Genomic DNA, 19,198 nt, shown 5'->3' with positions numbered 1-19,198 from the left:
AAAGGAAGCTTTCCCCACAAGCCGGGCAGTCGATCGCGGCCGGTCGCGTGGGGCCACTTCTGTCGACCGCTCGGCTCGCGCGCAGGGTCGCCGGATTGGATTAGATATTTATATAAATCTCTAATACGCTTTCGGACGTGTCCACCGAGTTGAACATCGCCGAGCTGACCTTCGTGCTGGAGGACTTCACCCGGATGCACATCCGCCTGCCCCAGGCGCAGCGGTTGAGCTTCACGACGTTGTCCGTGCTCCACACCCTGGCGGGCCACGGCCCCATGCGGCTCACCGAGCTGACCGCCAGCGAGCAGGTCACCCAGCCGGCCATCACCCAGATCGTGACGAACCTGGAGCGCGAGGGCCTGGTGGAACGCAGGCCGGACCCGTCCGACGGCCGGGCGGTGCTCGTGCACGTCACCGAGGCCGGGGCGGCGATCGTGAGCGGGCGGCGGGCCGAGCGGGTGGCGCATCTGACCGCGCTGGCCGAAGGGCTCACGCCGGAGGAACGGGCGGCCATCGCGGTGGCGGTCCCGGCCCTGGCGCGCCTGGTCGAGCTCAACCGAAGCGGGAGTTGACGATGAGAGACCTTCTGAAGCCGGAGCCGATCCACGTGCCCGACGACGTGCTCGACGACCTGCGGCGGCGGCTGGAGCTGACGCGCTGGCCGGACGACGTGGGCAACGAGGACTGGCGCTACGGCGTCAACGGCGCCTATCTGCGGGAGCTCGTCGAGCACTGGCGCACCCGCTACGACTGGCGTAAGGCCGAGGCCGCGATCAACGCCTATGAGCACTACCGCGTCGAGGTCGAGGGCGTGCCGGTGCACTTCATGCGCAGGCCGGGGGCAGGGCCCGACCCGACGCCGCTGATCCTGACCCATGGCTGGCCGTGGACGTTCTGGCACTGGTCCAAGGTCGTCGACCCGCTCGCCGACCCGGCCGCGCACGGTGGCGACCCGGCCGAGGCGTTCGACGTGATCGTGCCCTCCTTTCCCGGGTTCGGGTTCTCCGCGCCGCTGCACGACCACCCCGACATGAACTTCTGGAAGGTCGCCGACCTCTGGCACGTGCTCATGACCCAGGTCCTCGGCCACGCGAAGTACGCCGCCGCGGGGTGTGACGTCGGCGCCATGGTCACGGGGCAGCTCGGGCACAAGTACGCGGCCGAACTGCACGGCATCCACATCGGCTCGGGCCAGAAGCTCACCCTGTTCAACGGCGACCGGGCCTGGGACCTCAGCGGTGGTCAGCCCATCCCCGAGGGTCTGCCGGCCGACGTACACGATCGGATCGTCGCCCTCGACAGGCGGTTCGCCGTGCACCTCGCCGCGCACGTGCTCGCCCCCAGCACGCTCGCCTACGGCCTGTCCGACTCGCCCGCCGGGATGCTCGCCTGGATCCTCGAACGCTGGGTCAACTGGAGTGACAACGGCGGCGACATCGAGACCGTCTTCAGCAAGGACGACCTGCTCACCCACGCCATGATCTTCTGGGTGGGCAACACGATCGGGACCTCCGTCCGCACGTACGCCAACAACAACCGTTACCCCTGGACCCCCTCCCACGACCGCCTGCCGCCCATCGAGGCGCCCACCGGCATCACCTTCGTCGGCTACGAGAACCCGCCCGGCGTCACCACCGACCGGCGCGTCGAGCACTTCCGCGGCAGCGACCGCGGCGCCTGGTACAACCTCGTCAACCTCACCGCCCACGATCGCGGCGGCCACTTCATCCCGTGGGAGATTCCCGGCGAATGGGTCGACGACCTGCGGCGCACGTTCCGGGGCCGCGTGTAGAGAATGGAGACGTGTCCAGTTTCCGGGCTGGGAGGCGTCTGATGAAGGCGATCGTGCAGGACACGTACGGCAACGCCGATGTCTTGAAATATCGGGACATCGAGAGACCTGAGCCAAAGAAGAATGAAGTGCTGTTACGCGTGCACGCGGCCGGCCTCGACAAGGGCGTGTGGCACATCATGGCCGGCATCCCCTACGTGATGCGGGTGGCCACCGGCCTGCGCGCCCCCAAGGTCAGGCTCGGCGGTGACGTCGCGGGGCGCGTCGAGGCGGTCGGCGCCGACGTGACCGCGTACAAGCAGGGAGACCAGGTGTTCGGCACCTGCGACGGCTCTTTCGCCGAATACGCCTGCGCCCGCCACGACCGGATCCTGCCGATGCCCGCCAACGTCACCTTCGAGCAGGCGGCCGCCGTCCCCACCTCGGCGGGCACGGCGCTGCAGGCGCTGCGCACCGTGGGCGAGGTTCGTCAGGGGCGGAAGGTGCTGGTCACCGGGGCGGGCGGGGGAGTGGGGACGTTCGCGGTGCAGCTCGCCAAGATGTCCGGGGCGGAGGTGACCGGCGTGTGCGGGGCGTCGAAGGCCGATCTCGTACGGTCGCTCGGCGCCGACCACGTCATCGACTACACGAGCGAGGACTTCACGGCCGGGCCGGGCCGCTACGACCTCATCGTCGACACGGCCGGCAACCGTCCGCTGTCGCACCTGCGGCGCGTCCTCACCCCGCGTGGGACGGCGGTCCTCGTCGGCGGCAAGGGTGGTCCCTGGCTGTCGGGGATGGATCGGGTGCTCAGGGCCGCTCTCATCGGGCCGTTCACGCGCCGCAAACCGCGCATGCTGTTCGCCCTGCCGAAGCAGGAGGACCTGCGCCGCCTGGCGGAGCTCCTGGAATCCGGCCGGCTCACCCCGGCCGTCGGCGGCACGTACCCGCTGGAGGAGGTGCCGAAGGCGATGCGTCTGCTGGCGGAGGGGCACATGACCGGAAAAACCGTGATCAAAGTGGTCTGAACGCGGACAGTGCGATGCCCCGGTCCAACCAGGAATGGACCGGGGCTTCGTCACGCGGTGCTCTGGCCCGACCAGGAATGCGGGCCCGAACGGTAGCCCCCTAAGGGGGCATCTCAGCCCGGCCGCGAGGGAGGTTGCGGCCGGGCTGCTTGTGGACGGTCATGAGGCCAGGAACTTGGCGAAGACCGAGCGGTGACGGCGCTCGCCCCGCCGGCTCTTCTGCGCCTCCCGTACGCGCCGCTGCTCGGCGGCGGCCTGCCGGAGCTCGGAGGCGTGGTGCTGCATGACGGTGTATTCGAGTTCGGCGTTCATCCGAATGCTCCTCTTAGGTGTGTCTTGTTCCCTGCATGCTTAAGACTCGTCCTAAGGCCCCTCCCGACACATCGGGCGTATGCCTTATCTCCGGACGTAGGCGCGCCTAGGGAGGCCCTAAGGCGGTACCTAGGGCGGGCCGCCGGACAACCGCACGGCCGCCGAAGCTGAGATCACCGACGTCAGCGAGGGGGAACAGTGCCGTGTCCGATCACCACCCTGTGCACGGCCTTGGCGGGTGGCGTCCCTGCCCCGGCGGTGGCGGAGCTGCTCGGAGCCGCGGCGCGCCGAAGGGCTGCTCGTCCAGCGATGCACGGCGCGGCAGGGCTTCCGCCACTGGCCGCCGGGGAGCACACGGGCTCCGGGTACGTGCTCAGCGACGTCGCCTGGGCCCGCGAGCACGGCTACGGAGGAAAGCTGCGCCGCGAAGGATCCCAACGACTCCTCCTTCAACGGCCTCTCCAAGGAGCGGCGCACCCGGTACAACGCCGAGTTCGGAGGCGTGGCGCGGCGCGGGCACGCCTACGCCGCCCCGCCGGACGGAGGTCAGGGCTCGTCGGTGAACTTCACCGTGACCTTCTTGAAGCCGAGCGACTTGAGCATCCCCGACAACATCGCCTTGGTGTTGGCGTCGGCCCGGGTGCGCAGGTCGCTCGCCACGGCCGCCTCGGAGATCTTCTTCTCGGCCAGCAGATAGAGCTCCCGCTGGTCACCCGGCGAACCCGACAGAAAATCGCTCACCCGGTCGAACAACCCCCGCTGCTGCGCGAACACATAGGAGCGATTGTTGTCCAGGTTGGGCTTCTCCAACTGGGCGCGCGGCAGGCGGATGGTCGCCTCCGTACGGTCCTGCGAGACCGTCACCGCGTTCGTCGCCATGGCGCCGAAGTCGACGTACGCGTCCACCCCGCCCGCCCCCACGAACAGCGTGCGGGTGCCCTTGATCGCGTCGGGCAGGAAGTTGGCGTCCTTCTCCAGGTCCACCACCACCTGGAAGTTGCCCGTCGCCGCCTCGAACCGGCTGAGGTCCTTGATGGACTGCAGGAGCACCGGCTGGCTGCGGTCGATGGTCTGCTCGCCGAGCGGGTTGAGCCAGGACCAGGCCAGGCGGCCGCCCACGACGAGCAGAACCGCCAGGACCAGTAATCCGGCCACATATCGCCACCTGCGGCGCCGCCCGGGGCTCGCCTCGGGCAGCGTCGTATGCGAAGTAGTCATGGGTGCATGACTACCCGGTTCGCGATCATCATTGCCAGCCGTATGGTGACATCTTCGGTCCCCAGTCGGAGTCCTGCCCGGACTGCTGCTGGTGGGAGGGCGGAGCCGGCGCCTCGTCCGGCGCCGGCTCCCGCTCCTGCAGGGCCGCCGTCTCCTCCGCCGTGCCCTCGGACGCCGCGTTGGCCGGTGCCTCAGACGGCGCGGCGTCCGATGACACCGCGTCCGACGACACCGTGCCGATCACCGGCCAGCTCGTCCCCGACGTGTCGGGTGCCCAGCGGGTGTCGGACTCCTCGGGCGCCCAGCCGCCGGCCGGCGCGTCAGGGGCCCAGCCCGCCGAGGGCGGCGGCGCGGAGCCCGTCCCGGGCGTGGCCGGCGCCGGATCGCCCGCCGGCGCGCCGCCCGGGTCCGGGAACACCGGGTAGACGTGGGCCGACTCGGAGGACGGCCGCGCGGACGGCGACATCCGGGTGTGCCCGGGGCCGCCGCCGAAGTGCGTACTCGACAGCCGGCAGCCCTGGAAGTCGCTGTAGAACATGCGCAGCCACTCCCGCCGCTGGTGCTCGCTCAGCGCCGAGAACCACGACGTCGCGTACTGGTGCTCCGGCAGCGGCGCCCCCGGCAGCGGCTCGCCGCGCAGCCAGGCCACCACGATCTGCCGGTAACCCTCCGCGACCGCGCTGGTGCACCGGGGCGCCAGGGCCTCGATGTACTCGTAGGCCGCGTCCTCCGCGAACCCCGCCGACAGATCCGGTACGTGCACCGGCGCCAGCCCGTTGGACGGCCGCAGCTCGTCGCCGAGCGGCCGCTGCTCCACCCGCGTGAACGCGGCGGGCGTGCCCGCCAGCCGCGAGGCGATCTGCGTGAACGCCCCGCCCAGCTCGGTCAGCGCCGCCCGCATGCCCGGATGCACGCACACCGTGATCGGCCACTCCTGGCAGCTGTAGGCGATGTCCTCGGCCGCGGCCGGCTTCGACTGGGTCAGCACCCTGGACACGCCCATCCCCGCAGCCAGCACCGCCAGCAGCGCGCACGCCAGGACCAGGGCCTGCCGGGTCACCAGCGCCGCCCAGCCGAGCAGCAGCGCCGCCGTGATGCCGAGCAGCCAGATCGTCTGGTCGAAGAACGGCGCCCCGCTCAGACCCTGGAACAGGTCGTACGGCTCCCCGGTGCCCGGCGCCAGCTTGTCGGCCCACCCGCGGTCGTCGGCCAGCCACGAGAACACCACGTAGCAGGCCAGCCCCGCCAGCGGCGGCGTGTACGGCTTCGGCAGCACCCAGCCGGCCACCCACCCGATCACCGAGTAGAGCGCCAGCCCCGCCATGCCCATGCCCAGCCCCGACAGGCTCAGCCGACCGGCCTGGTCGGTGAGCACCGTCTTGACGGCCAGCACCAGCACCGTCGCCCCGAACGACCCCAGCACCACCATCACGATCGCCAGCGGCGCCTTGAGCGCCCGCCACGTCGTGAGCGACCGGCCGCGCAGCGCCCGGCGTTTGCGCAGCGCCACCCAGGCGGCGAAGGCCGCGGCGACGGGCCCGGTCAGCCGGAGCGAGCCGATGACCGCGGCCACGATGTTCTCCCACGCGTCCACGCCGGGTATAAGGACGTTCCACGCCGCGACCAGGCCGACAGCCAGGAGCACGGCCACCGTGACGGCCGCGCTCTGCTTCAGCTCCTCCCGTGAAACGCCCGCGTGCTCACGCACGCTTCTCCCCGATGTCGTCCATCAAGCACCCCCCGTGCCTTCGGCGAGACGGAAAACGAAATGGGTCCAGGCCGGTTCCCCGCGGCTGGTGGACTTGGCTTCCGCGTCACCATGCGTACGAGAACCATAACTGAGCGTGATGATTGATGTCCGGATTCTTGGTCAAGCGAAGACGCCTGTCGCCGAGAGTAATCAGACGAACCGGGACGACCGGCGCGCTACCGTAGCGCTGTGCCGCAGCCCAAGCCGCTCAACCTGCCGTTCGACCCGATCGACCGCGCCGCGGAGAGCTGGCGCGCTCACTTCGGGCCGTCCTCCGCCATGGCCGCCGTTACCTCGATCATGAGAGCCCATCAGATCCTGCTGTCGCAACTTGACTCGCTCCTGAAGCCATATGACTTGACCTTTGCCAGATACGAGGCTTTGGTCCTGTTGACCTTCAGCAAGACGGGGGCGCTGCCGCTGTCGAAGATCGGCGAGCGGCTCATGGTCCACCCCACCAGCGTCACGAACACGGTGGACAGGCTGGAGAAGTCCGGTTTCGTCTGCCGGTTGCCCAACCCCCGCGACGGGCGCGGCGTGCTCGCCGAGATCACCGAGGCGGGCCGGGACGTCGTGCGGAGGGCCACGAACGATCTGATGGGGGCCGAATTCGGCCTGACGATGTACGCCGAGAACGAACTCCAGCAGATGTTCGACCAGTTGCGCACGCTTCGGGTGGCGGCGGGTGACTTCTCGGTCTCGTCCATGCGGCAAGATGAAGGGCATGGCGGACTTCTCTAGGCCCGGGTCGCTCTACGGAGCGGTTGATCTCGGCGCGCGCAAGCAGGCACTGGAGTCGCAGGCCCGGCGGGAGGCGGCAGGTCCCCAGGCGGCCTCGTCGGCCTCCATCGTCGACGTGAACGAGGAGACGTTCACGACCGACGTCATCGACCGGTCCATGACCCTGCCCGTCGTCCTCGACCTCTGGTCGCCCAGGGCGCCGGGCAGCGCCCAGCTCAGCCCGGTGCTGGAGAAGGTCGTCGGCGACCTCGGCGGCAGGGCGGTCCTGGCCAAGGTCAACGTCGACGCCAGCCCGCAGATCGCCCAGGCGCTGCGCGTGCAGGCGGTCCCGACCGTGCTGGCGATCTTCCAGGGCCAGGCCGTCACCGGCTTCCAGCAGGTGCTGCCCGAGCAGGAGGTGCGCCGCTGGCTCGACGAGCTGATGGGCGCGGTCGAGCAGTTCTACGAGGCCAACCCCGGCGCCCGGCCGTCGGCGGAGCCCGGCGAGCCCGAGGCCCCCGAGGGCCCGCCCGCCGACCCCGACATGGTGGCGGCCGAGCAGGCCATCGACAGCGGCGACATGGACGCGGCGGCCGCCGCCTACGAGCGGTTGCTGGCGCGCTCGCCGGGCAACGAGGACGCCAAGATGGGGCTGGCGGGCGTCGGCCTGATCAAGCGCACGGCCGACGTCGACCCCGCCGACGTGCAGCGCCGCCTGCAGGACCCGGCCGACCTCGACGCGCAGTTGGTCGCGGCCGACCTGGAGATGCTGTCGGGCTCGGTCGACGAGGCGTTCAGCCGGGTCATCGGCGTGATCAAGCGCACCTCGGGCGACGATCGCGACAAGGCCAGGCGTCATCTGCTCGGCCTGTTCGACGCGTTGCCCTCCGACGATCCATCTTTGGTGAAAGCACGTAGAGCTTTGGCGAGCGCGCTGTTCTAACCTGGGAATATGCGAGTCGTCACAATTTCGGCGACCTACGGCACGGCCGGGAGCCAGATCGGCCCGGCCGTGGCCGAGAGGCTCGGCGTGCCCTTCGTCGACCGGGCCATCCCCAGTGCCGTCGCCCAGGAGCTGGGCTGCACGCTGGAGGAGGCCCTGGCCCACGATGACCGGGCCGAGCACGGTCTCGGCCGGCTGCTGTCCGGAGCGATGCGGCTGCCCACGGTCACGTTCGGGGGCGTCGACATGTACGTGCCCGGCGTCATGCCGCACGCGCCAGAGGAGTTCGTCCGCCGTACCGAACGCATGCTCAAGGACATGGCCCGCAACCAGGGCGGCGTGTTCCTCGGCCGGGCGGGCGCGACGGTGCTGGCCGACCATCCGGGGGCGCTGCACGTCCGGCTCGACGCCCCGATCCAGCGCAGGGTCCGCCAGACGGCCACGCTGGGCGAGCTGAGCGAGCGCGAGGCCCGCCGCATCATCGAGGACAACGACCGGGCCAGGATCGCCTACGTACGCCACTTCTACCGGGCCGATCCGACCGACCCGTGTCAATATCACCTGGTCATCGACAGCACCACGATCCCGGTGCCGACGTGCGTGGAGCTGATCGTCCAGGCGGCCGAGTCACGAGATTGACCGAAAGCCCCCTAACATGGGAGCACTTCTTGGTCAGTCCCGAAGGAGCGATTGACGTGGCGACCGTCCCGAGTGTGTCCTACTCCATCACCGTGCGACTTGAGGTGCCCGCCGGCGGCAAGGCCGTCAGCCAGCTCACCCATGCCGTCGAGTCGGCGGGCGGTGTGGTGACCGCTCTCGACGTCACCAACGCGGGCCATGAGAAGCTGCGAATCGACGTGACGTGTGCCGCCAGGGACACCGACCACGCCCAGGCCATCGTCGACCAGCTCGAGGCCCTCGACGCCGTCGTCATCCACAAGGTGTCCGACCGCACGTTCCTCATGCACCTCGGTGGCAAGATCGAGATGAAGTCGAAGGTGCCGCTGCGCAACCGCGACGAGCTGTCGATGGCGTACACGCCGGGTGTGGCGCGCGTCTCGATGGCGATCGCGCGCAACAAGGAGGACGCGCGGCGCCTGACCATCAAACGCAACACCGTGGCCGTCGTCACCGACGGCTCGGCCGTGCTGGGCCTGGGCAACATCGGGCCGGAGGCGGCGCTGCCGGTCATGGAGGGCAAGGCGGCGCTGTTCAAGCGGTTCGCGGGCATCGACGCCTGGCCGATCTGCCTGGACACGCAGGACGTCGACGAGATCGTGCGCACGGTGCAGGTGATCGCGCCGGGGTTCGGCGGGATCAACCTGGAGGACATCGGCGCGCCGCGCTGCTTCGAGGTGGAGCGCCGGCTGCGCGAGCTGCTCGACATCCCCGTCTTCCACGACGACCAGCACGGCACCGCCATCTGCGTGCTCGCGGCGCTGAAGAACGCGCTGCGGGTCGTGAACAAGAACATCGAGAACGTCAAGATCACGATGGCGGGCGCGGGCGCGGCCGGCAACGCCGTGCTGCGGCTGCTGCTGGCGGCCGGGGCGCGCAACGTGGTCGTGTGCGACTACCTGGGCGCGGTGCACAAGGGCCGCGACGACCTCGACGAGTCGCTGCGGTGGATCGCCGACCACACCAACGCCGAGGGCTACTCGGGCGACCTGCGCGGTGCCGTCAAGGACGCCGACGTGTTCGTCGGGGTGTCCGCGCCGGGCATCCTGACCGCCGACGACATCGGCACGATGGCCGCGGACGCGGTGGTGTTCGCGCTGGCCAACCCGGAGCCGGAGGTGTCGCCCGACGAGGCCGCGCAGTATGCCGCGGTGGTGGCGACGGGCCGCTCCGACTACCCCAACCAGATCAACAACGTGCTGGCGTTCCCGGGGGTGTTCAGGGGGCTGCTGGACGCGCAGGCGGGCGGGGTGACGCAGGAGATGCTGCTGGCCGCCGCCGACGCCCTGGCGGCGGTCGTGACGCCGGAGGAGCTGGGGCCCAACTACATCGTCCCGAGCGTCTTCCACCCCGACGTGGCCACCGCCGTCGCGGCGGCCGTCCGTGAGGCCGCCGGGGGCCGCGCCCGGGGCTTCACAGAAGCCTGATCTTTTACGGCGGGCCGGCGGCACGCCGAGCGCCGACCGGGGCTGAGGGCCTCCAGGGGAACGCTCTCTGACCCGCACGTGCTCGGCCGCCGCGACGGCGCCCGCTTGACCCGCCACGTGGTTCTCAGGTTCGTCTCCGCAGTTCACGGGCAGCGTTTCCAGATCAACGCTGCTCATCGGAGACGGACGGAGAGAAGGGCATGGACTGGACGCTCGGCGAGAGGTTCGAGACCCCCGGCGGGACGGTGCGATGGACGGCCTTCGGGCAAGGTGACCCGATCGTGCTCGTCCACGGCACGCCGTACTCGTCGTATCTCTGGCGGGACATCGCGCCGGCGCTCGCCCTCACCCGCAAGGTCTACGTCTTCGACCTGCTCGGTTACGGCCAGTCCGAGCAGCGCGACGGCCAGGACGTCAGCCCGGCGGCCCAGGCGAAGATCTTCACCCGGCTGCTCGACCATTGGAGGCTGGACCGGCCGAGCGTCGTCGCCCACGACATCGGCGGGGCCGTCGTGCTGCGGGCGCTGCTCCTCGAAGGCGCGCGATACCGCGATCTCACCCTCATGGACGCGGTGAGCGGCGGCGAGTGGGAAGGCGGTCTTTTTCAGCTCATCCTGAAGAACGCCGACGTGTTCGCGCGGCTTCCCGGCTATGCGCACGAGGCCCTGGTGGCCAGCCATCTGCGGCACGCCACGCACACCGGTTTCCGGCCGGGCGTCCTCGACGCGTTCCTGGCCCCTTGGCGCGGGGCCGGAGGGCAGGCGGCCTTCTACCGCCAGTACAGCCAGATCGACCAGACGGCCACCGCGGAGTTCGAGCACCTGCTGGGGGACATACCGGTGCCGACGCGCCTGATCTGGGGAACAGAAGACCGCATTCTCCCGCCGGAGTTCGCCAAGTGGCTGCACGCCCGAGTGCCGGGGGCCGAACTGTCCTGGATCGAGGGCGCCGGTCACCTGCTGCAGGAGGACGCGCCGGGGCGGCTGCTGGCCCTCCTCAATGCACGGCCGGCATCGTGAGGGCGGGCATCAGGCGATAGCTCTCCTGGAAGACCAGGTTGTGGGCGTCGGCCGCGGCGATCACCCGGAGCGTGCCGAGCTGGCCGGCCGCGTCCGTCTCGTCGAAGACGTTCAGCGGCCAGTCACCGACCGTGTTGCCCCGCAGGTGCGGATGGTGGAAGTCGCAGCCGTAATGGGCGACCAGGGCGATCGGCTGGACGCCGCACTTGCGCTGCCGCGACCACGTCAGCGACCACATCGCGTTCAGGCCGCCCTCCTGCGACCTGGTGACCCCGCTGGCCACCACCTCACCGGTGCCCAGCAGCAGGTCGGCGTTGACCTCGTCGAGGGCGGCGCGCGCCACCGGGTCCAGCAGCCGGACCGCGGTGGCGAACACGCCTTCCTTGTCCTCCCGGGAGACGGCCTGGCCGTGGCCGCCGTCGCGCAGGTCGCGGAAGTGACGGAGGAGGGCTTCGTTGATTGGAGTAGACATGCCTACCCCCTACCCCGTGTACGTCAGCTGAGCAGGCCGGCTATCCGGGCCCTGACCTCGGGCGTGTCCAGGCCACGGACCGTGAGCGTGGTGCGGCGGCGTACGACGTCGTCGACCGTGGCCGCCCACTCGTGGTCACGGGCGAAGACCGCCTGGGCCCAGATGTCCGGCCCGTCCGGATGGATGCGCTCCCCGAGCGCGGGATCCTCGCGGATGAGGCGGGACAGGTCGAACGCGATCGATCCGTAGTGCCCGGCCAGGTGCCTGGCCACCAGCGGGTCCATGCGCGTGCCCGGGTCGCGGTCCGTCCACAGCCGCATGGCCACGGCGTCGGGGCTGGCCAGGCCGGGCAGCGGCACGGCCGGCAGGATGTCGGCCAGGTCGTCGCCCAGCGGGCGGCCGGGCAGGTGGGCGAGGATGTCGAGGACGTATTTGCCGATGTGGCGATATGTCGTCCACTTTCCGCCGGCCACCGACAACATGCCGCCCGTGCCCCGCGTCAGGACCGTCTCCCGCTTGGCCGCCGTCACCTGCCCGGGACCGCCGGGCAGCACCCGCAGGCCCGCGAACGCGTACGTGATGTCCTCGCGCCTGACCTGCGAGTCGCGCACCGCGTGCCCGGCCTCGTCGAGGATCTGCGCGATGTCGGCGTCGGTGGCGCGCACCGCGCCCGGATCGCCCTCGTACGCCTCGTCGGTGGTGCCCAGCAGCAGGTGGTCCTCCCACGGGATGGCGAACGACACCCGGTATTTGTCGATCGGCGTGGTCAGCGCCGCCTTCCACGGCTCGTGCCGGCGCAGGACCAGGTGGGCGCCCTTGGACAGCCGGATGCTCGGCGCCGCGTCCGGGTCTTCCATGCGCCGCAGGTGGTCGACCCAGGGGCCGGTGGCGTTCAGGACGAGGCGGGCGGAGACGCCGAACTCGGTGCCGTCGAGCCGGTCGCGCAGCTCGGCGCCGGTCACGCTGCCGGACGTCTTGCGCAGCCCGACGACCTCGGCGTGGTTGAGCACGGTGGCGCCCGCGTCCACGGCGGCCCGCACGGTCATGACCGCGACCCGGCTGTCGTTCATCTGGTGGTCGCCGTAGACGGCGGCGGCGCGCAGCCCCTCGGTACGCAACGCGGGCACCTTGGCCAGCGCCTGGTGCGGCGTGATCACCTTGCCCACGCCGTCGCCGAACACCGACAGCGCCGAATAAAGGAACACGCCGGCGCCCAGCTTGGCGGCCCCGTGCGGCCCGCCCTTGTAGATCGGCACCAGGAACGTCAGCGGCTTGACCAGGTGCGGCGCGATGTCGGCGGCCAGGGCGCGCCGCTCGCGGTGGTTCTCGGCCACCAGCTTGACGTTGCCGGTCTGCAGGTAGCGCAGACCGCCGTGAACGAGCTTGGAGGAAGCGCTGGACGTGGCGCCGGCGAAGTCGCCCGCGTCGACCATCGCCACCCGCAGCCCGGCCTGCGCGGCCATCCAGGTCACCGAGGTGCCCAGGATGCCGCCGCCGATCACGAGCAGGTCATAGGTGGTGGCGGCCAGCTCGTGGCGGATCTCTGCCCGGTCGGTGCCGATCACGGTCGTCATTGCCATACTCCCTAGTGCTCGACCTCTTGCTCGACCCAGTCGAGGGTCCGGGCCACGGCCTTCTTCCAGTTGCGGTATTCGCGCTCGCGCGCCGGCTCGTCGATCGCCGGGCGCCACTCGGCGGCCTTGTGCCAGTTGGCGCGCAGGGTATCGAGATCGGGCCAGTAGCCGGTGGCCAGGCCCGCGGCGTACGCGGCGCCGAGCGCGGTCGTCTCGGCCACCATCGGCCGGATCACCGGCACGTTCAGCACGTCGGCGAGCGTCTGCATGAGCAGGTTGTCGGCGGTCATGCCGCCGTCGGCGCGCAGCGTCGTCAGGTCGAGGCCCGAGTCGGCGTTCATCGCGTCGACCACCTCGCGGGTCTGCCAGGCCGTGGCCTCCAGCACCGCCCGCGCGATGTGCCCCTTGTTGACGAACCCGGTCAGCCCCGCGATCACCCCGCGCGCGTCGGATCGCCAGTGCGGCGCGAACAGCCCCGAGAACGCCGGTACGAAGTAGCAGCCGCCATTGTCGTCCACCGTCTTGGCCAGCGTCTCGATCTCGGCCGCGCTGGAGATGAGCCCCAGGTTGTCGCGCAGCCACTGCACCAGCGAGCCGGTGACCGCGATCGCGCCCTCCAGCGCGTAGGTGGCCGGGCCGTCGCCGATCTGGTAGCCGACGGTGGTCAGCAGGCCGTGCTTGGAGACGACCGGCTCCTGGCCGGTGTTCATCAGCAGGAAGCTACCCGAGCCGTAGGTGCTCTTGGTCTCGCCGGGCGCGAAGCACGTCTGCCCGAACAGCGCCGCCTGCTGGTCGCCGAGCGCCGAGGCCACCGGGACGCCGTCCGCGGTGTGGCCGTAGACCTCGGCGGAGGGCCGGATCTCCGGCAGCATCGCGCGCGGCACGCCCATGGCGGCCAGCAGTTCGTCGTCCCAGGCCAGCGTGTGGATGTTCATCAGCATCGTACGGCTGGCGTTGGTGACGTCGGTGATGTGGCGGCCGGTGAGGTTCCACAGCAGCCAGGAGTCCATCGTGCCGAACAGCACCTCGCCGCGCTCGGCCCGGTCGCGCAGGTCGTATTCGTCGAGCAGCCAGCGGATCTTGGGCCCGGAGAAGTAGGTCGCCAGCGGCAGCCCGGCCTTCTCCTTGAACAATCCCTCGTGCTCGGCCAGCGCGCGGGTGAGCGCGTCGGTCCTGGTGTCCTGCCAGACGACGGCCGGGCAGACCGGGCGGCCGGTCGCGCGATCCCACAGCACGGTGGTCTCGCGCTGGTTGGTGATGCCCAGGGCGGCTATGTCGAGGCCGGTCGCGGCCTCGGCGAGCACGCCCTGCACGGCCTGCCAGATCTCGTCCGCGTCGTGCTCCACCCAGCCCGGCTTGGGGAAGATCTGGCGGTGCTCGCGCTGGGCGACCGAGATGATGTGCCCGGCCTGGTCGAAGACGATGCACCGGCTGGACGTGGTGCCCTGGTCGATGGCTGCGACGTAGTGCGGCACGGGTTCCTCACTAGCACTCGGGTAGAGGTGGTTCGGCTGAATGGTTCGACAATGTCGAACGAATGGTATTTGCTCGCTCGACCGGGTTCAAGTCTCATCGGGCGAGGTCGCGGGTGATGGCGCGGGCGGCGTCGCGGACGTACGAGACGAACTCCATGTGCAGGTCACCGCCGGGGGCGAGCCGTTCGACGGCGCCCCGGATGCCGATGGCGCCCACCACGAGGCCGCGCGGATCCTTGATGGGCGCGGCGATGGCCACCTCACCTTCAGTCAGCTCCTCCATCTCGGCCGCCCATCCGCGCGCCCTGACCTGGCCGAGCTCGGCCTCCAGCGCCGTCGGATCGACGAGCGTGTGCTTGGTGTGGGCCGTCAGTGGCGGGGCGAGCGACTCGCCGTAGGGGTCGTAGGCCAGCAGGACCTTGCCCAATGCGCTGGCGTGGGTCGGCAGATAGGTACCCACCTGCAGCGTCTGCATGCTGTCGTCGGGCCGGAACACGTGGTGGATCACCAGCACGTGGCCCTCGTGCAGGGTGCCGATCCAGGCGCTCTCCCTGCTGCGCCCGGCCAGCGCGTCGGCCCAGTTGATCGAGCGGGTGCGCAGCTCGTTGACGTCGAGGTAGCTGCTGCCGAGGTGGAGCAGCGTGGCGCCGAGGCGGTATTTCCCCGTGGTGTCGTCCTGCTCGACGAACCCGACGCGGACCAGGGTGCGCAGGATGCCGTGCAGCGTGCCCTTCGGCAGGCCCAGCGCCCTGGCCAGCTCGGCCACCCCGAGCTGGCGGGGGCCGGAGGCGAGCAGCCGCAGGATCGCGGCGGCCCGCTCGACCGACTGAATCGTCTCTCCCACACCCCGGACCCTACCGCCGTTGGTTCGGTATTGCCGAACGCGGTCGCAGAAGCCCCGCGAAAGCGAGGGCGGCGTTCACGAGCACCGCCACGATCACGCCCTGCAGCACCGTGCCCATGGCGGCCGTGACCACCGCGCTCATGATCGGGATGCCCATCGTGATGCCGATCTGCTGGGTCATCGTGGCGAGCCCGGTGGCCAGTCCCTGCTCGGAGTCGGGCAGGCCGGAGGTGGCCGTCACCATGAAGGCCACGATGGCGACCATGTTCCCCACACCGCCGACGAACGTGGCCACGAGCAGCAGCCAGATCCACCCGGTCCCGGCGCCCAGCAGCGCCAGCGAGGCGGTGGCGGCGGCCTGCACCGCGAACCCGGCCGACAGCGCCCTGCCGGTGCCGAGCGCGCCGAGCACGCGCGGCGCCACCACGCCGCCCAGCACGGTGCCGAGCCCCAGCACGCCGAACGTCAGCCCGGTGGCCAGCGCCGAATAGCGGAGCACTTCCTGCAAATAGAGCGTCAGCACGAACACGAGCGAGGTCTCGGTGGCGAACGCGATCAGCCCCGCCAGATTGCCCCACTTCACGTTCGCCCTGGCCATGATGGCCACCGGCACCAGCGGCGCCGCCGAGCGCCGCTCCGCGAACCAGAACGCCACCAGTAGCACCGCCCCCAGGCCCAGCGCGACGACCCCCTGCGGAGGGTGCTCCCCGACCCGCGTCAGCCCGAAGACGAGCGCCAGCAGGCCGGCCGTCACGGTCACCGCGCCCGGTACGTCCATCTTCGGCCGGTCGGGCGGGCGGCTCTCCTGGAGCAGCGCCGGTGCCGCGACCAGCACGGCCAGCGCGACGGGCACATTGACGAGAAACGCCCACCGCCAGCTCAGCAGTTCCGTGAGGAGTCCGCCTAGAATGGCGCCAGAGGTGAACCCGGCCGACATCAACGCCCCGTTCAGCCCCAGCGCCCGAGCCCGCAGCGGCCCCTCCGCGAACGACGTCGTCAGCAGCGACAGCCCGGCCGGTGTGACGATGGCGGTGGCGAGTCCCTGGGCCACCCTGGCCACCAGCAACACCCCCGGCGAGGTCGCCAGCCCTCCCGCGAGCGAGGAGAGCCCGAGCAGCGTCATGCCCAGCAAGAACATCCTGCGCCGCCCGAACAGGTCGGCGATCCGGCCGAACAGCAGCGTGAACCCGGCCGCCGCGAGCGCGAACGCCGTCGCCACCCACTGCAGGTCGGCCAGGGCGAACCCGAGACCCGTACCTATGACGGGCAGGGCCACGTTCAGGATGGAGAAGTCGACGGCGAGCATGAACTGCGAGCCGAGCAGCAGCACCAGCACCAGGCGTTGCCTGGTGGTCATCCGATCGGGCCGGGCCCGTTCGGTCAGGATGGTCATGTCATCTCCCTAATGGGATAAGAGTTCCGTTAAGATGAGCATGACGGTAGCACGATGAGGAGCCTTAATGGAACAACTTTCCCGTTTGGCGGGAACCGTGCGGCCGGGGGGCCGTACCGCGCGGGTGCGCGCGTCCGTACTGGACGCCACACAGGACGAGCTGGTCGAGCACGGTTTCCACGGCCTGACCATGGACCAGGTGGCGGCCAAGGCGGGGGTCGGCAAGACCACGGTCTACCGGCGCTGGAAGAGCACCGCCGGGCTGGTCGCCGACCTCATGAACGAGCTGGCCAACCAGTCCATGCCGCATGCCGACACGGGTGGCGTCGAGGCCGACCTGCTGGCCAACGCCCTCTCCGTGATGGAGGCGCTCAACGACGACCGGCTCGGCGCCACGTTCCAGGCGGTGATCGCCGCCGCGACCTGCGACGAGCAGGCCGAGCAGGCGCTGCGCGCCTTCTACCTGCGCCGCATCGAGGAGTGGGCCATCGTCGTGGATTTGGCCGTCAAGCGGGGTGAGCTGCCCGAGGGGACCAACGCCAACGAGGTGATCCGGGCGATCTCGGCCCCGCTCTACTACCGTTTCGTGGTCACGCGGGAGCCGGTGACGCTGGCGGTCGCCGAGGCGTCGGTGGCGCGCACGCTGGCCGCCGCCAGGGCCGGAGCCTTCGTGACCACGCCCGACTGAGCTCACATGGTCGAGCGCGGCCAGATGGAGCCGTACCACCACAGGATGCCGCCCATCACCACGAGGCCGCCGGCGGTGGCCAGCCTGCCCATGAGGTCGGCGGGCGGGCCGGTGTAGGGGAGGTGGCCGTGGCGGCGGCTCCAGGGACAGTCGTTCTTGACGCGGGTGGAGTCGATGAGCGTCTCGGGGTGGTCGTCGGTGACCTCGTACGCCTCCAGCTCGGCGTGCCGGCCCTTGTGCACCGGCACGTGCCTGACGATGGTCTTGAGGGCCGGGATCGAGCCGCTCGCCATGCTCGTACCATCTGATCTGAGGTCGAAGCGTACGAGCCGGCGGGTCTGGTTGTGCAGCGTGACGGCCGCCTCGCCGGAACGGCAGCCCGCCTCGTCGACCGTCATCGTGAACGGGTCGCCCGGGTCCGGTTTCGGCCACGCCTGCGCGGCGGCCGGAAGGAGCAGTGCGGCGCTCGCCGGCAGGGCGGCCAGGACGAGACGGGTACCGATGCGCATGAGCTCCCCCGAGCGTGATCTTTGCTACCTAAAGTGCCCATCTGACCGCGAAAAGTAACATCGGGGGCCTGGGGGAGCGCGGACCCCCCGGGAGCCTTCATGATGGAGGTATGGCGGAAGCGATCTACGTCGGCGGGTTGTTGGTGGCGACGCCGCTTCTCGACGACCCCAACTTCCGGCGTAGCGTCGTGCTCATCCTCGAACACGACCACGACGGCGGCACCCTGGGAGTGGTGCTCAACAGGCCGAGCGACATCTCCGTGACGCAGGTGCTCCCGGTGTGGGATCCGCTGGTGACAGGGCCTTCCGTGCTCTTCGAGGGCGGGCCCGTGCAAACGGACAGCGCGCTCGCGCTGGCGGCGGTGCCGAGCGGTGAAGAACCACTCGGCTGGCGCCGGCTGCACTCGGGCACCGAGGCCGTCTCACGGCTGGGCACGGTGGACCTGGACGCGCCGCCCGAGATCCTGCAGGGGGAGATCGCGCAGATGCGCATCTTCGCGGGATACGCGGGCTGGACGACGGGGCAGTTGGAGAGCGAGATCGCCGAAGGCGCCTGGTACGTCGTCGACTCCGAGGCCGGTGACACCTTCCACGCCAACCCCGGCTCGCTGTGGCGCCACGTGCTGCGCCGCCAGCCGGGCGAGCTGGCCTTCGTGGCGACCTGCCCGGACGACCCGACTCAAAACTAGTGCCGGAGGTCCCAGCCGGGGCGCAGGGAGCGCTCGGCCAGGTCGATGCTCTCGGTCATCCGCCGCGCGATCTCCGGCAGGGTGCCGTCGTGGTGCGGGCACTCGAAGCCGACCCGCATCGTGGACATGGCGAACGCCACGATCAGGTGCGAGAGCTGGTCCTCGTCGGCGTTCACGCCCCTGCGGGCGGCGATCAGCTCGGCCAGGTGGCGCTCGGTCTTCGCCCCCCTGGCCACCGACCGGCCGATCAGGTGCGGATGACCGTCCATCAGCCGCCGCAGCTTCAGGAACCGGGCGGCCTCCTCGGGTGTTGAAGCCTGCACGTCGGCCAGCACCGCGCGCAGCGCGTGCATGAGCGAGGTGAACGGGGGCTCGTCGGCGGGCCGGCCCTCCAAGGTCTCCAGCATGATCCCCTCGCCGTGATCGTGGAACCACAACGCCAGGTGATCCTTGCTGGTGAAGTAGCGGAAGAACGTGCGGGGGGAGATTTCGACCGCCCCCGCGATCTGCTCGACGGTGGTCGCCTCGTATCCTTGTTCGAGGAACAGGTCGAGCGCGGCGTCAAGGATCGCCAGGCGCGTCTTCTCCTTCTTGTGTTCCCTCAGACCCACTGCGGTCACTCCCTCGAAACGCTTCTGTCACAGTGTGCCATAAGTCATAGGACGACTTTTAAAAGTCGTTTGTCATA

General features: G+C 70.4%; 20 protein-coding genes. 10 read left to right on the top strand and 10 right to left on the bottom strand.

What is annotated here, in order from left to right; all coding sequences use genetic code 11:
* The first annotated feature begins 137 nt into the window (after positions 1 to 137).
* The 3 genes from C4V41_RS12295 to C4V41_RS12285 are packed head-to-tail and all read left to right on the top strand — an operon-like array spanning position 138 to position 2,799.
* The gene (locus C4V41_RS12295; protein ID WP_235030077.1) at positions 138 to 572 is read left to right on the top strand and encodes a MarR family winged helix-turn-helix transcriptional regulator; all 435 of its coding nucleotides are present in this window, start codon (positions 138 to 140) and stop codon (positions 570 to 572) included.
* Positions 573 to 574: 2 nt separating this feature from the next.
* The gene (locus C4V41_RS12290; protein ID WP_103955958.1) at positions 575 to 1,792 is read left to right on the top strand and encodes an epoxide hydrolase family protein; all 1,218 of its coding nucleotides are present in this window, start codon (positions 575 to 577) and stop codon (positions 1,790 to 1,792) included.
* A 41-nt stretch (positions 1,793 to 1,833) separates the two neighbouring features.
* Positions 1,834 to 2,799 (top strand): NAD(P)-dependent alcohol dehydrogenase, encoded by a 966-nt coding sequence (locus tag C4V41_RS12285; protein WP_103955957.1) that lies wholly within the window; start codon positions 1,834 to 1,836, stop codon positions 2,797 to 2,799.
* Positions 2,800 to 2,958: 159 nt separating this feature from the next.
* Here the strand turns inward: C4V41_RS12285 and C4V41_RS62855 are convergent, their stop codons facing one another.
* From C4V41_RS62855 to C4V41_RS12275, 3 genes are all read right to left on the bottom strand, one after another.
* On the bottom strand, positions 2,959 to 3,111 hold the full coding sequence (locus C4V41_RS62855) for a hypothetical protein (protein ID WP_200823923.1): 153 nt from the start codon (positions 3,109 to 3,111) through the stop codon (positions 2,959 to 2,961).
* A 546-nt stretch (positions 3,112 to 3,657) separates the two neighbouring features.
* Positions 3,658 to 4,329 (bottom strand): DUF4230 domain-containing protein, encoded by a 672-nt coding sequence (locus tag C4V41_RS12280; protein ID WP_103955956.1) that lies wholly within the window; start codon positions 4,327 to 4,329, stop codon positions 3,658 to 3,660.
* Between the two features lie 28 nt (positions 4,330 to 4,357).
* Positions 4,358 to 6,037, bottom strand: a complete 1,680-nt coding sequence (locus C4V41_RS12275) for a hypothetical protein (protein ID WP_200823922.1) — start codon at positions 6,035 to 6,037, stop codon at positions 4,358 to 4,360.
* A 231-nt stretch (positions 6,038 to 6,268) separates the two neighbouring features.
* On the opposite strand from C4V41_RS12275, the gene C4V41_RS12270 reads away from it, so the two are divergent.
* The 5 genes from C4V41_RS12270 to C4V41_RS12250 all read left to right on the top strand — a co-directional run bounded on the left by C4V41_RS12270 (position 6,269) and on the right by C4V41_RS12250 (position 10,866).
* A complete protein-coding gene (locus tag C4V41_RS12270; RefSeq protein WP_103955955.1) occupies positions 6,269 to 6,820 on the top strand; it encodes a MarR family winged helix-turn-helix transcriptional regulator in 552 nt (183 codons plus the stop codon).
* Positions 6,804 to 7,742 (top strand): tetratricopeptide repeat protein, encoded by a 939-nt coding sequence (locus C4V41_RS12265; protein ID WP_103955954.1) that lies wholly within the window; start codon positions 6,804 to 6,806, stop codon positions 7,740 to 7,742. The genes C4V41_RS12270 and C4V41_RS12265 overlap by 17 nt, the downstream gene beginning before the upstream one ends.
* Positions 7,743 to 7,751: 9 nt before the next feature.
* Positions 7,752 to 8,381: a cytidylate kinase-like family protein gene (locus C4V41_RS12260; RefSeq protein ID WP_103955953.1), complete on the top strand. Its 630-nt coding sequence runs from the start codon at positions 7,752 to 7,754 to the stop codon at positions 8,379 to 8,381.
* A gap of 56 nt (positions 8,382 to 8,437) precedes the next feature.
* A complete protein-coding gene (locus C4V41_RS12255; protein ID WP_103955952.1) occupies positions 8,438 to 9,847 on the top strand; it encodes an NAD-dependent malic enzyme in 1,410 nt (469 codons plus the stop codon).
* Positions 9,848 to 10,047: 200 nt separating this feature from the next.
* Positions 10,048 to 10,866, top strand: a complete 819-nt coding sequence (locus tag C4V41_RS12250; RefSeq protein WP_103955951.1) for an alpha/beta fold hydrolase — start codon at positions 10,048 to 10,050, stop codon at positions 10,864 to 10,866.
* Here the strand turns inward: C4V41_RS12250 and C4V41_RS12245 are convergent.
* The 5 genes from C4V41_RS12245 to C4V41_RS12225 form a co-directional block, all read right to left on the bottom strand.
* Positions 10,844 to 11,338, bottom strand: coding sequence for a hypothetical protein (locus tag C4V41_RS12245; RefSeq protein ID WP_103955950.1), 495 nt, complete (start codon positions 11,336 to 11,338; stop codon positions 10,844 to 10,846). The two genes, C4V41_RS12250 and C4V41_RS12245, sit on opposite strands and share 23 nt — an antisense overlap.
* A 23-nt stretch (positions 11,339 to 11,361) precedes the next feature.
* Positions 11,362 to 12,912 (bottom strand): glycerol-3-phosphate dehydrogenase/oxidase, encoded by a 1,551-nt coding sequence (locus C4V41_RS12240; protein WP_103955949.1) that lies wholly within the window; start codon positions 12,910 to 12,912, stop codon positions 11,362 to 11,364.
* Positions 12,913 to 12,923: 11 nt separating this feature from the next.
* Positions 12,924 to 14,387: a glycerol kinase GlpK gene (gene glpK, locus C4V41_RS12235; protein WP_103955948.1), complete on the bottom strand. Its 1,464-nt coding sequence runs from the start codon at positions 14,385 to 14,387 to the stop codon at positions 12,924 to 12,926.
* A 94-nt stretch (positions 14,388 to 14,481) separates the two neighbouring features.
* Entirely contained in the window at positions 14,482 to 15,231 is a 750-nt protein-coding gene (locus C4V41_RS12230; RefSeq protein WP_103955947.1) for an IclR family transcriptional regulator, read from the bottom strand.
* A 10-nt stretch (positions 15,232 to 15,241) separates the two neighbouring features.
* Positions 15,242 to 16,624, bottom strand: coding sequence for an MFS transporter (locus C4V41_RS12225; protein WP_200823921.1), 1,383 nt, complete (start codon positions 16,622 to 16,624; stop codon positions 15,242 to 15,244).
* A 67-nt stretch (positions 16,625 to 16,691) separates the two neighbouring features.
* On the opposite strand from C4V41_RS12225, the gene C4V41_RS12220 reads away from it, so the two are divergent.
* The gene (locus C4V41_RS12220) at positions 16,692 to 17,312 is read left to right on the top strand and encodes a TetR/AcrR family transcriptional regulator (protein ID WP_103955946.1); all 621 of its coding nucleotides are present in this window, start codon (positions 16,692 to 16,694) and stop codon (positions 17,310 to 17,312) included.
* Between the two features lie 2 nt (positions 17,313 to 17,314).
* Here C4V41_RS12220 and C4V41_RS12215 read toward each other — a convergent pair whose 3' ends face one another.
* Positions 17,315 to 17,821, bottom strand: a complete 507-nt coding sequence (locus C4V41_RS12215; RefSeq protein WP_103955945.1) for a hypothetical protein — start codon at positions 17,819 to 17,821, stop codon at positions 17,315 to 17,317.
* A gap of 110 nt (positions 17,822 to 17,931) precedes the next feature.
* On the opposite strand from C4V41_RS12215, the gene C4V41_RS12210 reads away from it, so the two are divergent.
* On the top strand, positions 17,932 to 18,510 hold the full coding sequence (locus tag C4V41_RS12210; RefSeq protein ID WP_103955944.1) for a YqgE/AlgH family protein: 579 nt from the start codon (positions 17,932 to 17,934) through the stop codon (positions 18,508 to 18,510).
* On the opposite strand, the gene C4V41_RS12205 is transcribed toward C4V41_RS12210, so the two are convergent.
* Entirely contained in the window at positions 18,507 to 19,121 is a 615-nt protein-coding gene (locus tag C4V41_RS12205; RefSeq protein ID WP_160150255.1) for a TetR family transcriptional regulator, read from the bottom strand. The two genes, C4V41_RS12210 and C4V41_RS12205, sit on opposite strands and share 4 nt — an antisense overlap.
* Between the last annotated feature and the right edge of the window lie 77 nt (positions 19,122 to 19,198).

This window comes from Nonomuraea solani, from assembly GCF_900108335.1.
Classification (GTDB): domain Bacteria; phylum Actinomycetota; class Actinomycetes; order Streptosporangiales; family Streptosporangiaceae; genus Nonomuraea; species Nonomuraea solani.
Note: the sequence above shows the minus strand (reverse complement) of the source record. Positions and strands in the feature narration are given on the sequence as shown.

What these genes read in the sequence shown, in the direction of transcription:
- C4V41_RS12290 (WP_103955958.1), top strand. Translation starts at nt 575, where the DNA reads ATGAGAGACCTTCTGAAGCCGGAGCCGATCCACGTGCCCGACGACGTG.
- C4V41_RS12285 (WP_103955957.1), top strand. Translation starts at nt 1,834, where the DNA reads ATGAAGGCGATCGTGCAGGACACGTACGGCAACGCCGATGTCTTGAAA.
- C4V41_RS62855 (WP_200823923.1), bottom strand. Translation starts at nt 3,111, where the DNA reads ATGAACGCCGAACTCGAATACACCGTCATGCAGCACCACGCCTCCGAG.
- C4V41_RS12280 (WP_103955956.1), bottom strand. Translation starts at nt 4,329, where the DNA reads ATGACTACTTCGCATACGACGCTGCCCGAGGCGAGCCCCGGGCGGCGC.
- C4V41_RS12265 (WP_103955954.1), top strand. Translation starts at nt 6,804, where the DNA reads ATGGCGGACTTCTCTAGGCCCGGGTCGCTCTACGGAGCGGTTGATCTC.
- C4V41_RS12260 (WP_103955953.1), top strand. Translation starts at nt 7,752, where the DNA reads ATGCGAGTCGTCACAATTTCGGCGACCTACGGCACGGCCGGGAGCCAG.
- C4V41_RS12250 (WP_103955951.1), top strand. Translation starts at nt 10,048, where the DNA reads ATGGACTGGACGCTCGGCGAGAGGTTCGAGACCCCCGGCGGGACGGTG.
- C4V41_RS12245 (WP_103955950.1), bottom strand. Translation starts at nt 11,338, where the DNA reads ATGTCTACTCCAATCAACGAAGCCCTCCTCCGTCACTTCCGCGACCTG.
- C4V41_RS12240 (WP_103955949.1), bottom strand. Translation starts at nt 12,912, where the DNA reads ATGACGACCGTGATCGGCACCGACCGGGCAGAGATCCGCCACGAGCTG.
- C4V41_RS12225 (WP_200823921.1), bottom strand. Translation starts at nt 16,624, where the DNA reads ATGACCATCCTGACCGAACGGGCCCGGCCCGATCGGATGACCACCAGG.
- C4V41_RS12220 (WP_103955946.1), top strand. Translation starts at nt 16,692, where the DNA reads ATGGAACAACTTTCCCGTTTGGCGGGAACCGTGCGGCCGGGGGGCCGT.
- C4V41_RS12215 (WP_103955945.1), bottom strand. Translation starts at nt 17,821, where the DNA reads ATGCGCATCGGTACCCGTCTCGTCCTGGCCGCCCTGCCGGCGAGCGCC.
- C4V41_RS12210 (WP_103955944.1), top strand. Translation starts at nt 17,932, where the DNA reads ATGGCGGAAGCGATCTACGTCGGCGGGTTGTTGGTGGCGACGCCGCTT.